The organism is Methylobacillus flagellatus KT, assembly GCF_000013705.1.
In the GTDB taxonomy this organism is placed as follows: domain Bacteria; phylum Pseudomonadota; class Gammaproteobacteria; order Burkholderiales; family Methylophilaceae; genus Methylobacillus; species Methylobacillus flagellatus.
The window spans coordinates 2,518,847-2,531,527 of the sequence record NC_007947.1 but is presented as its reverse complement, the minus strand read 5'-3'; the positions used below and the strand labels follow the sequence as shown (position 1 = coordinate 2,531,527).

Here is a 12,681-nt window from a genome sequence, read left to right as displayed (position 1 = left end):
TCCGTCGCCTTTCCTCATGCCGGGATGCGTTCGGCCTTCTTTTCCCGCTCCCATACACGATGAGCCAGCAAGGCGCGCTCGAACTGCTCGCGTACTGCACTGAAATCCTTGGCCTGCAACAAGCCCGCATCTTCCTCCAGATGAAGTGCTTTTATCAGGCTCGCGCCTGGCCCGGTCAGTGCCAGCGGCTTCAGGTGCTTGAATGTTTCGAGGATGAAGTGCACGGCTTGTCCATTGTCTAGTAGCGCCGTATGGTCCGTCGGGATATCCGGTACTATCGCCGCGTCGAACAAAATCGAGGGTTCTCCCTTGATTGAGCCATCCACCGCCAACGATTTTCCCTCGCTGGTCTTGACTGGCGCAGAAGTGGGGCCAAGAAGCTGTAGCGCGATGCTGTGCTGTTGTGCCCAGTCAAGCAGCGGGCGGATGGCCTTGGCGGACAAGCCGTCGAACACCAGTGCCGCGATTTTCTTCCCCTGCAGGTCCTGGGGAGTCAGCTTCATCTGGCTCAGCGCCGACGATTGCTTCAGGCTGGGTTCGGGCACCTTGATGGTCGGTTTCTTGGGCGCCGGAATGCCCAGCTTCTGCGCAACGGTGCCTGCCAGGCCCAGGTCGATATTGGACAGGATCTCGTTGACGACTCTTTCCCGGATATGTTGCCTCTTGACCTTGCCCAGCTCGAAGCTGTAAGCCTCTGCAATGTGTAGTTGTTCCGTGGCGCTCAAGCTCTTGTAAAAAAGCCTGGGTTGGGAGAAATGGTCCTTGAACGACGCCGACCTTTCCCTGACCTTGTGTGCATCGATGCGCTCGTAGTAGCTCTCGAAGCCGCCATCCTTGGCTGCTGGCGGCGTTTCCTGCGGCCAGCCTCCGTCGATCGAGTTAGGCTCGTAGGCAGCCTGGCCCTTGTGTATCGTCGTTCTGTGCAATGCGTCCCGCTGGTTGTTGTGGAAAGGGCATACCGGCTTGTTGATGGGGATTTCATGGAAATTGGGTCCGCCCAGCCGGCTCAGCTGAGTATCCGTGTAAGAGAACAGACGGCCTTGCAGGAGCGGATCGTTGCTGAAGTCCAGGCCGGGCACGATGTGCCCGGGGCAAAAGGCGATTTGCTCGGTCTCGGCAAAAAAATTATCCGGGTTGCGATTCAGTACCAGCTTGCCCAGCGGCGTGATCGGAACCAGTTCTTCGGGCACGATCTTGGTGGGGTCGAGGATGTCGAAATCGAAGCTGTGCTCGTCTTGTTCGTCAATGATCTGCACGCCGAATTCCCATTCAGGATAATTGCCGAGCTCAATGGATTCGCCCAGGTCGCGCCGGTGGAAGTCGGGATCCTTGCCCGCGATCTTCTGCGCTTCATCCCATACCAGCGACAGCACCCCCTGCTTCGGGGTCCAGATGAACTTGACGAACTTGGCAACGCCCTTGGCATTGATGAGCCTGAAGGTATGGACGCCAAATCCCTGCATGGCGCGCAAGCTCCTGGGAATGGCACGGTCGGACATGGCCCAGATGACGGCATGCGCCGACTCCGGCTGTAGCGAAACAAAATCCCAGAAGGTGTCGTGGGCGCTGGCGCCCGTCGGGATCTCATTGTGAGGCTCGGGCTTGACCGCATGGACGAAGTCGGGAAACTTGATGGCATCCTGGATAAAAAAAACGGGAATATTATTGCCTACGAGGTCGAAGTTGCCCTCCTCGGTATAAAACTTGATGGCAAAGCCGCGCACGTCCCGTACCGTGTCGGCAGAGCCCCTGGGGCCCTGGACGGTGGAAAACCTGACGAAGACCGGGGTTTGCTTGCCTTTTTCGCCGAGGAATCCCGCCTTGGTGAGTGAAGAGTGGTCGGCATAGGATTCAAAATAACCATGGGCGCCGACGCCACGTGCATGGACGATTCGTTCCGGGATGCGCTCATGATCAAAATGGGTAATCTTCTCCCTGAGAATGAAGTCTTCCAGCAGGGAGGGCCCACGGCTGCCGGCACGCAGGGAGTTCTTGTTGTCTGCAATCTTGACGCCCTGATTGGTCCTCAGTGGCTGCCCGGTGGCATCCGACTTGTACGACTCTAGATCGCGCGTTTTTGCAGTGGTGTTTTTCTTGTCTGGAGCGGTTGACCCTGCCAGTTGGCTTTTGACTTTCTCCGTTTTGTTCTTCATGAGGCATACCCCTATTTTATTTGATGGTATTGCGTCTCACTGTAGAGCTGTGCGTTGAAAAGTGGTGTAGGAGAAAAGGCTAAATCTATGTAGGAATATATTAATGTGATTTGACTGACCATGCTGGTTGTGCCGAAATGAACAACGAGTACTGCAAGATGGCCTTTAATATAGGCTTTAGCGGATTGCCAGCAATTTTCTTGATGCTTGTGTGTGATGAAGTTGTGGTATTGGCATAGTGGATACTGAAGGTGTGTAGCTCGATGGCTATAATGGTGACAGGCATGTCGTCCAGAATGCGCAAGTAATTTTGCCTGTATGCTTATTTGTCTTAAATTTTAGTCAAAATGCAATATAGCTAAAGTCACTAATGCTGGAAAAGAAAATTTCAGGCTCAAGCCGCACTGCCAAGCCAGGAGAAGTTAAATGACACTACTACCCATGACGGCATGAGATGGGCGGCAGGTAACAATGCTAGTATTCACCCTTGATGTTAAGAGGCGGAACCTCAGGCGATGTCGGTATTGAAGGGTTCACAAAACGTCACCATCTGCAATGCGAACGGCTTGAAGCTGGCAGCCAGGCTGGAGCTGCCTGACATTCCACCGCGCGGGATGGCGATGATTGCGCCTGCGTTCGGCTGTACCAAGGAAATATTGATTGCCTCCAGGACAGCACGAAGATTGCTGCAATATGGGATAGGCTCGCTTCGCTTGGATTTCACCGGGATTGGCCAAAGCGAGGGGGATTTCTCAATGACCAACCTGGATACGCAGGTTGAGGATTTTGTCAGTGCTGCTGATTGGTTGCGGCAGCATGTCGCTGCGCCAAACATCTTGATCGGCCACAGTTTCGGCGGGCTGGTGGCGCTGAATGCGTGCCACTCGATTCCAGAATCGCGGGCCTGCGTCACGATTGCCACGCCTGAGAGCCCGGCGCATGTGCTGGAGATCATCGGCGAGGACAAAACCAGGGAGATCATGCAGGGTGGTGCCACCAGCATCGAGGTGAACCGGCAGCCTTATGTCTTGCGGCGGCAATTTGCCGACCATGCCCGACAATTCCGGCTGCATGACACCATGCAGCGTTTGCGTGTGCCGGTGTTGATCATGCATTCGCCCCGCGACGAGATGGTGCCCATGCGCCATGCTCATGCGATTTTCGAAACAGCCCGGCACCCGAAGAGCCTGCTGGCGATAGAGGATGCGGATCATATGGTGTCTGAGAGGCCGGCCGCCGAGTTCGTGGCAAGCACCATTGGCTTGTGGGGGATGCGCTATCTGACGGATGGCTAGGGCTGTATTGCCGCTGGTTGCCATTGTGGTACGGCTGCCCTTGGGAAGCTTCGCACGCCGGCATGGTCTGGGTCATTGCATGCATGCATCATGACGGATATGTGCTGAATGGCAGCTACAAGTCAGGCGGGCGATTGTTTATACTTACGTTCCAAGCGCCATTGAGCGCATCAATTTGGAGTCTGGGATTTTGATCATATCCGCGCGTATTACCGGGGCTTACGGAAAGCTCCTGCTGTTGTTGGTACTTGGCAGCCTATTGTCCGCCTGTGGTGGGTTCCGCATCTGGCCATTTGGTGGAGACAATGCCGATGCGCGCTCGCGTGGCCCCGGCGGCTCGACGGAATACCGTTGCGACAAGGGGCGCAAGTTCTACGTCAAGCTGGAGGATGCAGGAAAAGCGGCTTGGCTGATGTTGCCAGACCGTGAAGTCCTGCTCAACAGGACGGACGCTGGATCCTACAGTAATGGCATCACCACGTTGGTGCTCGAAGGGGAGGCAGCCAGACTCGACGATGGCTACAAGCATGACTACCAGCATTGCCAGGCCACACTGCCTGCGAAGAAATAACGCTGTGCAGGTCGTGAAGCCGCTCGTGGAGCGGCTTTTTTATTGACCGGTTTGGTTAAGCCCCTATTTAAAACCGGGACATAATGGCAAGATCAAGCAACAATGTGGCAGATTTGATTAAGCATGACCTTGAGCATCTCTGAAATAATCAGAGGCTAAGTCAGTCAACATGGATTCGTTATGGTAGTCGCAGCATGCTAGGCATCGTCAAAGTTGCGCTCAGGCGCCCTTATACTTTTGTCGTGATGGCGATCCTGATCCTGATCGTCGGAATCTTGTCGGCACTGCGCATGCCGACCGATATTTTCCCGGAAATCCGCATTCCCGTCATTTCCGTCGCCTGGCAGTATGCCGGCATGTCGCCCGACCAGATGACCGGGCGTATCCTGACGACGTTCCAGCGTTCGCTGACGACGACGGTGAACGACATCGAGCATATCGAGGCCAACTCCTATGCGGGCCTGGGTATCGTCAAGATTTTCTTCCATCCGGGCGTCAACATTGCTACTGCCAATGCCCAGGTGACGGCAATTTCACAAACCATGCTGCGGCAGTTGCCGCCAGGCACCCAGCCGCCCCTGATTTTGAATTACAACGCATCCACTGTGCCTATCCTGCAATTGGCGCTGGCAGGGCAAGGCCTGACCGAGCAGAACCTGGCCGACCTCGGCATGAATGCCGTGCGGGTGCGCCTGGTGACGGTGCCTGGGGCAGCGGTTCCCTGGCCGTATGGTGGTAAGACGCGGCAGGTGCAGATCGACCTCGATCCGGATGCCTTGCAGGCGCGTGGGCTCTCGGGGCAGGATGTGGCGAATGCGCTGGCAGTGCAGAATGTGATCCTGCCTGCCGGCACGCAGAAAATCGGCAGTTTCGAATACACGATCCAGCTCAATAATGCGCCTTCGGCATTGGAGGAGCTTGGCAATCTGCCGGTGAAGATGGTCAACGGCGCTATGGTGTATATCCGCGATGTGGCGCATGTGCGCGATGGCAACCCGCCGCAGACCAATCTGGTACACGTGGATGGCGCCCGCTCCGTGCTGATGTCGGTCATGAAAAGTGGCGCTACTTCCACGCTCGCGATCGTGGACGGCATCAAGAGCAAATTGGCAGAAATCAAGCCTACCCTGCCGGATGAACTGGAAGTGCGCCCCATCAACGACCAGTCGATTTTCGTCAGTGCCGCGATTGAGGGCGTGGTGCTGGAGGGCTGTATCGCAGCCGCACTCACCAGCATCATGATCCTGCTGTTTCTTGGCAGCTGGCGTTCCACCGTGATCATCGCGATTTCCATTCCCTTGTCCATCCTGGGGGCGATCGCCGGCTTGGCGTTTACCGGGGAGACACTCAATATCATGACGCTGGGGGGGGCTGGCGCTGGCGGTGGGTATCTTGGTGGACGATGCCACCGTGACAATCGAGAATATCAACTGGCATCTGGAGCAGGGCAAGCCGGTCGAGCCGGCAATTCTGGACGGCGCACGGCAGATCGTCACGCCGGCCTTCGTTTCGCTGCTGTGCATCTGTATCGTATTCGTGCCGATGTTCTTCCTCGAAGGTGTGTCGGGCTTCCTGTTCGTGCCGATGGCTAAGGCCGTGATGTTCGCGATGATCAGCTCCTTTATCCTGTCGCGCACCCTGGTGCCGACCATGGCCAAGTACCTGCTGAAGCCGCATGCGCCGCATACCGACCTGCATGGCAATGATCATGTTCTTCCCCCGTCGCGAAATCCACTGGTGCGTTTCCAGCGTGGTTTCGAGGCACGCTTCGAGCATTTCCGCGAAGGCTATCGCGGTGTGCTGATGTTAATGCTGGAAAACCGCAGAAAGTTCATCGCGGGGTTCATGGCATTCGTCATGCTCAGTTTTGCGCTGGTGCCTTTCCTCGGGCGCAATTTCTTCCCCGAGGTGGATGGCGGGCAAATTCTCATGCATGTACGCGTGCCGGTTGGCACCCGGCTGGAAGATACGGCCGCTAGGTTCGCCAAGATACAATCGGAAATTCGCAAGATCATTCCTGCAGATGAAATCGATACCATCGTCGACAATATCGGCCTGCCGATCAGCCCAATCAACTTGACATACAACAATACTGGCGTCATGGGCATACAGGATGGCGATATCCAGATTGCACTGACCAAGGAACACCAGCCTACGGCTGCCTATGTCAAGCGCTTGCGCGAGGAGCTGCCGCGCCTGTTCCCCGACTCGACCTTTACCTTCCCGCCTGCGGACATCGTGAGCCAGATCCTCAACTTCGGCTCTCCGGCGCCGATCGACCTGCAGATTCGCGGGAACGACCTGCAGGCCAATTTTGATTATGCCAATCAGCTGGTGACGGAAATCCGCAAGGTGCCAGGCATTGCCGATGTGCGTATCCAGCAGTCGCGCCGTAATCCGGTATTGCAGGTCGAGGTCGATCGGTCGCGTGCGCAGGAAGTGGGGCTGACGACACGCGATGTCACCAATGATATGGTGGTGACGCTGGCGGGCAGTAGCCAGGTGGCACCCACGTATTGGCTGAACCCAGCCAATGGCGTCTCCTACCCCATCGTGTTGCAGACACCGCAATACCGCATGGATAGCCTGTCTGCACTGGAGAACCTGCCGATCAACGGCAGCGCACCGGGCGCATCGCCGCAGATCCTCGGCGGCCTGGCGACATTCTCGCGCAGCACTGCCAACGCGCTGGTCAGCCAGTACGATATCCAGCCCATTGTGCAGATCAATGCCACGACGCAGGGCCGCGACCTGGGCGCGGTCGCCAAGGATATCCGCCGAATCATGGATGCCCATGCCGATAGCGTACCCAAGGGATCCAGTATCGCCTTGCTAGGCCAGGTCCAAACCATGGAGCATGCATTTTCGGGGCTGCTGTTCGGGCTGTTGGGTGCGATCGTGCTGATTTACCTGCTCATCGTGGTGAATTTCCAGTCCTGGAGCGACTCATTCGTGATCGTCAGCGCCTTGCCCGCCGCGATTGCGGGTATTGTCTGGATGCTGTTTGCCAGCTTTACCCCGCTGTCGGTGCCGGCTCTGACTGGCGCCATCATGTGCATGGGCGTGGCGACGGCGAACAGTGTCCTGGTGATCAGCTTTGCACGTGAGCGCCTGGCAGAGCTGGGCAATGCTACCCAGGCTGCGATCGAGGCAGGCTTCGTGCGCTTCCGCCCGGTCTTAATGACGGCATTGGCAATGATGATCGGCATGGCACCGATGGCGTTGGGCCTGGGAGAAGGCGGGGAGCAGAATGCGCCGCTTGGCCGGGCTGTGATCGGGGGGCTGCTGTTCGCCACCGTCACCACCTTGATTTTCGTGCCCGTGGTGTTCAGTATCGTGCACCGCAATTACCGCAAGCCGTTGGTAGAGAATTCGAATTATGGAGAAGTGAATGTCATCTGATGTGAGGACTACTGATCTTGGCGCGTCACGCCGTACTGTGCGCAGAGGCGGCCTGGTCATTGCCCTGGTGGCGATTGGCATCGTGGTCTATGGCTTGTCGATCCGTGCCAAGGAAGGCGAGGCGCTCAAGCAATGGACGGAGGAGCAGGCGGTGCCGTCTGTGACCCTGGTCAGCCCGCAGCGCGGCAGCGACACCCGGACGCTGGTGCTTCCCGCCCGGTTGGAAGCCTTTGCCCGTGCGCCCATTTACGCCAGGGTGAGCGGTTACCTCAAGCGGTGGTATGTCGACATCGGTGCCGAGGTCAAGGCAGGACAGGTGTTGGGCGAAATCGAAACGCCAGACCTTGATCAGCAATTATTGCAGGCCAAGGCCGACGTCGAGACCGCCAAGGTGAATGCAGAGCTGGCTGGCACGACTGCCAGGCGCTGGCAATCCATGCTGAATACCGATTCCGTTTCCAAGCAGGAGGTGGAGGAGCGGGTCAGTGATTATGCGGCCAAACAGGGTATCCTGCAGGCCGCGCAGGCCAACCTGGACCGCATGCAGGCCACCAAGGGATTCACCAGGCTGGTGGCGCCATTTTCCGGCACCGTGACCGCACGTTCAACCGATATTGGCGCACTGATCAACGCAGGAGAAGCCGGGCAGCCGCTCTTTGTCGTGTCGGATACGCGCAAGCTGCGCCTCTACGTCAATGTGCCGCAGAGTTATGTGCCAGCGATCGGCAAGGGTGCCACGGCGAAAGTGACCATCCCTGGCCGGCCTGGCGTCGAATATGCCGCGAAGCTGGTGGCTTCGGCACAGGCAGTGGATGCGGCTTCCGGTACCACGCTGTTCCAGTTTCTGGTACCGAACGATAACGGTGAGTTGCTGCCCGGCGGCTTTGCCCGCGCCAATATCGAGCTTGCGGCCAATGCTGCGACCTTGAGTATTCCAGCCAGTGCATTGATCGTACGGCACGATGGCGTGCATGTCGCAACGCTGGATGAACATGACAGGGTTGTGCTCAAAACGGTAATGATCGTCCGCGATCTCGGCAAGACCCTGGAAATCGGTTCGGGCCTGGAGGAAGGCGACAGGGTGGTAGACAGTCCTCCTGACGACATCACGGATGGCATGCAGGTGCGTGTGCCTGCCGAGGCAGGCACAGGGGCTGCCAAGTCATGATCATCAGGCAAGGGATGCTGGCTTGTGGCATGCTGGCAGTGCTCGGGGGATGCTCTTTTGCGCCCGAGCTCAAGCTGCCAGAAGTGCCGGTGGCGCAGGCATATAAGGAAATGCAACCCTGGGTGCCGGCGGCACCGGCCGACCAATTGCCGCGCGGGGAATGGTGGAAGCTTTATGGCGATGCTGAACTTGATGCGTTGCAGGAAAAGCTGGTTGCGCACAGCCCAGACCTTTCAGCGGCGCTGGCACGCTACCAGCAGGCGCTGGCATACAGCGAGCAAGCGCGTGCAGATCTGTTCCCCAGCCTGTCTGCAAATGGCCAGGCTGGGCGCAATCGCGTTTCCGAGCACCGCCCACTGGTACCGCCCAATGCTGTCATCCCTCCGACTTATTCGAATTACAGCATAGGGCTGCAGGCCAGCTATGAGCTGGATCTATGGGGCAGGGTGCGCAACACGGTCAAGGCAGGCGTTGCCGAGGCTGCCGCCATGCAGGCCGATCTCGAGTCGGTACGCCTGAGCCTGCAGGCGCAGCTCACTGACAATTTCATTGTGTTGCGTGGCTTGGATCAGCAGCTGCATATCCTTGAAGAAACCGTGCAGGCCAACGACAAGGCATTGTCGATTACCAAGGCGCGCCATGAGGGGGGTATCGTGCCAGGCCTGGACGTGAGTCGTGCCGAGGCGCAGCTGGAAACGGCACGCTCGCAGCTGGCGCAGGCCCGGGCACAGCGCGCGGTGGTCGAGCATGCGATTGCCGCCCTGGTTGGCGAGTCTCCCTCGAATTTTGCGATTGCCAGCCGACTGGATACGATTGCCCTGCCGCATGTTCCGCCTGGGCTACCTTCCACCCTCCTGCAGCGCAGGCCGGATATTGCAGCTGCGCAAAGACGCGTTGCGGCGGCAAATGCCAGTATCGGCGTGGCAAGGACGGCTTATTTCCCTGCCTTGAGCCTGAGTGCGGCATTTGGCTATCAGAGCATTTCCACCGGGAATTGGCTGACGGCGCCCAGCAATTTCTGGTCCATCGGGCCGGGCATGCTCTTCCAGCTTTTTGACGGCGGACGCCGCAAGGCCCAGTTGGCGCAGGCTGAGGCGGTGCTGAATGAGACTGGGGCCCGTTATCGCGGGGTGGTATTGGAGGCCTTCCAGCAGGTAGAGGACAGCTTGGTGCGCCTGCATCACTACCAGGCAGCTGCGGATGCGGAACAGGCCGCCGCCGAGGCAGCGCAAAAATCGATGGCATTTGCGATGAATCGCTATCGTGAAGGCGCCGCCAATTACCTGGAGGTGACGGCAGCGCAGACACAGGCTCTGGAGACTCAGCGCGCAGTGGTGACGCTCAAGGTCAGCCAGCTGCGCACCAGTGTGGAATTGATCCGTGCCCTGGGAGGTGACTGGCAGCAGGCCGAAGCGGCAGGCGCAGTCAAGGATGGCAATTCATGAGTGATCTATTCTGACGCTGTAGTTTCCTGCGACCAGCGTGTCAGGTAATTGCTGGGCGACTCACCCATTGAGCGCGTAAACATGCTGGTAAAGCCAGCAGTGCTTTCGTAGCCCAGCGCCAGGGCGATATTGGTGACGCTGGCTCCCTCGGTCAGCATCTCGACGGCGCGTATCAGGCAGAGCTGCTGGCGCCAGGAGGAGTAAGTCATGCCGGTTTCTTTCTGGAACAGGCGAGCAAGTGTTCGGGCACTGGCACCTGCAATCTGGGCCCACGCCTCGATGCTGCGGTCATCTCCCGGATTCTGGTGCAGGCTTTCCGTTACCCGGCGTAGCCGAGGATCGCGCCCTTCGGGCAGAAAAAGCGGCGCTTGTTGCGCAGTGCTGATCTGGTCGACGAGCACCTGCATCAGCCTGTGCTCCCGGCTGTGCAACGTGTATTGGTTGTTGATCGCCACTGCCTGCGAGACCAGTTCACGCAACAAGGGAGTAAGCTTAATGACGCAGCAGCGTTTGGGTAGTGTTTCCAGCAGCTCGGGCGCGATCAATACCGTCTGCATTTTCGATGCCTGCGTATAGATGGCACTATGCACCGCTGCGCTGGGTATCCAGCAGGCGCGGCCGGGCGGCGTGATCCATGAACCATCGCGCGTCTCTACGCGCATACTGCCGTTGGTAACGAACATCAATTGCCCCCGCTGGTGTGCATGGGCTTCCACCCGCCAGCCCATGGAGTAGCTGCCCACTCTGGCCACGACCGGGAGTGGCGACAGGTCTGGGTCGGGACCACTGCCATTGAGGTCAGTGAAGGCCGGGTGGACGTCGATTTCTCTCATTGGGCATGCCCTTCAGCAGGCGGTGGCCAACGCCCTGTCATGGCGTGGCAGTTTGGCATGCAGGTGCGGCCTGGCTGGTTTCCCGGGCCCAGTCTGCAGCCTGTTGCAAGGCTTCCGTGCTGGCAATGTTCAGTGCGGCAACCCCGCCTCGCGCATCTGCGCTTTGCGCTGCATGTCGTGCGGAAATAAGCGTGGAAGCTAATAGCTTGCGTGAACGCCTGTCTGTCAACTCTGCCTGTAACTGGACTACGCCTTGGCTACTGCTGGCGTCGTCAAACACCTGGTCGAAAGTGACGATTTGTATTTTCAGGCCGCATGTCGTGTTGAGAGGTTGCGCATTGGCAACTTTCTGGCGCAAGAGATCCACGGGCAAGGTAGACCAGCGGCTTTCTGCATAGGCGAATACCTGGGATGGATGCTTGTAGTGCAGGCGGTAGCGGATATTGCTGTGCTGGATCGCATCGGTGGCGTCTAGCTTTTCCAGCGGCAAGGTGAAGCTGATGCGATTGTCTGCATCCTGCAGCCCGAAGTCGTAAAAATCCAGTGGCTTGGTGTCAGGCTTGATCGAGCTCATGCAGGCGCTCAGGCTGAGAACAGTCATCAACAGCGCCGCCATGGACGTAATGTTTTGCATGGGGTACCTCATTGTGCAGGTTTGAAGCCGGATTCACCCGGACCCGGGCGAATTTCTGGTTTGCCGAAAAGCAGGCTTTGCGGGTTTTCTTCCAGCATATCCAAAATACGACTGATGCGGCGCGCATCGTTGCTGGCATTGGCCGTCAGTTCATTGAGCTGCGGCAGGGTCTCGTGATTCAACGTATCGCCGATCAGGCTGGCGCTGTTGCGAATATCCCCTGTCATTCCGCGTACATCGTGGACAGTGGCTGTCAGTTCGTTGAGCAGCGGTGTGGCGGCTTGGGTGGCTGCCTGCAGGTTATTCAAGGTTTGCGTGAACTGTTGCTGGTTTTGTTCGGACAGCAGTTTAGTGGCCTGGCCGAAAGCCTCATTGGCAGAGACGAGAGCCGGTCCCAACTTGGAGGATGCCTCTTCCAGGTTGGACAGCGTCTGGTTCAGGCGCTTTACATCTATACTCTGCATCATCGTGTTCGCCTGCTCAATGGTCTCGACGCCATGGTTGACGAACGATTCCACCTTGTCCACCAGCCGCGGCACCCGTTCGGAAATGCGGTCTATCAATGAAGGGCGCATCGTGATCAGAGAGCCGGGTGGCAGTTGTTCGCCATCATCATTGGGGTCATTGAGGTCGATATAGGCAAGGCCGGTGACCCCCTGTGAGCGCAATTCGGCGTAGGCATCCTTGGTAAGGTGCAGTTTTTCATCGACGCGGATGGTGATCTCGATCGAGGATTGCGAGTCCGGGTCCAGCGCAATGCTGGAAACCTTGCCTACGTTCACACCGCGAAACTTGACCGATGCTTCCTGATTGAGACCGGTCACAGGCTGTCTCGAGATGATCTTGTATTCAGTGAGCGGCTGCCGGCTGCCGCTCATCCACCAGAAGGCAAATGCGAGAATGGCCACCAAGATCAGGGTGGCAATGCCAACAGCCAAGGCATGTGCGCGGTTTTCCATAATGTTAGAGCCTGTTCATGTTCAATGTCTTTTCATGGGAATGTTGCCCTGTCGGCGTAGTCAATGCAAGGCGCATGCCACAGACGGGCGCATGGTTCGGCAAGGGCTTGACACACAGCTGTAGCTGCACCGACAGGGCAAACCGATAAATGAGGCATTGTTTTAAAATGCCCCCGCCTTGTGTGGCGCGGTATGTGACAGTGCCTATATACTGCCTGCGC

The 12,681-nt window shown here is 57.9% G+C and carries 8 protein-coding genes and 1 pseudogene; 5 read left to right on the top strand and 4 right to left on the bottom strand.

What is annotated here, in order from left to right:
* Positions 1-14: 14 nt before the first annotated feature.
* The gene (gene katE / locus MFLA_RS12135) at positions 15-2,153 is read right to left on the bottom strand and encodes a catalase HPII (RefSeq protein ID WP_011480595.1); all 2,139 of its coding nucleotides are present in this window, start codon (positions 2,151-2,153) and stop codon (positions 15-17) included.
* Positions 2,154-2,668: 515 nt separating this feature from the next.
* Between katE and MFLA_RS12125 the strand changes: the two genes are divergently transcribed.
* The 5 genes and pseudogenes from MFLA_RS12125 to MFLA_RS12105 all read left to right on the top strand — a co-directional run bounded on the left by MFLA_RS12125 (position 2,669) and on the right by MFLA_RS12105 (position 10,034).
* The gene (locus MFLA_RS12125) at positions 2,669-3,448 is read left to right on the top strand and encodes an alpha/beta hydrolase (RefSeq protein ID WP_011480594.1); all 780 of its coding nucleotides are present in this window, start codon (positions 2,669-2,671) and stop codon (positions 3,446-3,448) included.
* 190 nt (positions 3,449-3,638) lie between these two features.
* Positions 3,639-4,019 (top strand): hypothetical protein, encoded by a 381-nt coding sequence (locus tag MFLA_RS12120; RefSeq protein ID WP_011480593.1) that lies wholly within the window; start codon positions 3,639-3,641, stop codon positions 4,017-4,019.
* A gap of 194 nt (positions 4,020-4,213) precedes the next feature.
* Positions 4,214-7,421 (top strand): annotated as a pseudogene (locus MFLA_RS12115) (efflux RND transporter permease subunit).
* Positions 7,411-8,589, top strand: a complete 1,179-nt coding sequence (locus tag MFLA_RS12110) for an efflux RND transporter periplasmic adaptor subunit (protein WP_011480592.1) — start codon at positions 7,411-7,413, stop codon at positions 8,587-8,589. The pseudogene MFLA_RS12115 and the gene MFLA_RS12110 overlap by 11 nt, the downstream one beginning before the upstream one ends.
* Positions 8,586-10,034 carry an efflux transporter outer membrane subunit gene (locus MFLA_RS12105; RefSeq protein WP_011480591.1) on the top strand — a complete coding sequence of 483 codons (1,449 nt, stop codon included), beginning with the start codon at positions 8,586-8,588 and terminating at the stop codon, positions 10,032-10,034. The genes MFLA_RS12110 and MFLA_RS12105 overlap by 4 nt, the downstream gene beginning before the upstream one ends.
* 5 nt (positions 10,035-10,039) lie before the next feature.
* Here the strand turns inward: MFLA_RS12105 and MFLA_RS12100 are convergent, their stop codons facing one another.
* Genes MFLA_RS12100 through MFLA_RS12090 form a run of 3 tightly spaced genes read right to left on the bottom strand, consistent with a single transcriptional unit; the run spans position 10,040 to position 12,460 of the window.
* Positions 10,040-10,867, bottom strand: a complete 828-nt coding sequence (locus MFLA_RS12100; protein ID WP_011480590.1) for an AraC family transcriptional regulator — start codon at positions 10,865-10,867, stop codon at positions 10,040-10,042.
* A 37-nt stretch (positions 10,868-10,904) separates the two neighbouring features.
* Complete coding sequence (locus MFLA_RS12095) at positions 10,905-11,501, bottom strand: ABC-type transport auxiliary lipoprotein family protein (RefSeq protein ID WP_011480589.1); 597 nt, start codon at positions 11,499-11,501, stop codon at positions 10,905-10,907.
* 8 nt (positions 11,502-11,509) lie between these two features.
* Complete coding sequence (locus MFLA_RS12090) at positions 11,510-12,460, bottom strand: MlaD family protein (RefSeq protein WP_011480588.1); 951 nt, start codon at positions 12,458-12,460, stop codon at positions 11,510-11,512.
* Positions 12,461-12,681 lie beyond the last annotated feature (221 nt).

What these genes read in the sequence shown, in the direction of transcription:
- katE (WP_011480595.1), bottom strand. Translation starts at nt 2,153, where the DNA reads ATGAAGAACAAAACGGAGAAAGTCAAAAGCCAACTGGCAGGGTCAACC.
- MFLA_RS12125 (WP_011480594.1), top strand. Translation starts at nt 2,669, where the DNA reads ATGTCGGTATTGAAGGGTTCACAAAACGTCACCATCTGCAATGCGAAC.
- MFLA_RS12110 (WP_011480592.1), top strand. Translation starts at nt 7,411, where the DNA reads ATGTCATCTGATGTGAGGACTACTGATCTTGGCGCGTCACGCCGTACT.
- MFLA_RS12105 (WP_011480591.1), top strand. Translation starts at nt 8,586, where the DNA reads ATGATCATCAGGCAAGGGATGCTGGCTTGTGGCATGCTGGCAGTGCTC.
- MFLA_RS12100 (WP_011480590.1), bottom strand. Translation starts at nt 10,867, where the DNA reads ATGAGAGAAATCGACGTCCACCCGGCCTTCACTGACCTCAATGGCAGT.
- MFLA_RS12095 (WP_011480589.1), bottom strand. Translation starts at nt 11,501, where the DNA reads ATGCAAAACATTACGTCCATGGCGGCGCTGTTGATGACTGTTCTCAGC.
- MFLA_RS12090 (WP_011480588.1), bottom strand. Translation starts at nt 12,460, where the DNA reads ATGGAAAACCGCGCACATGCCTTGGCTGTTGGCATTGCCACCCTGATC.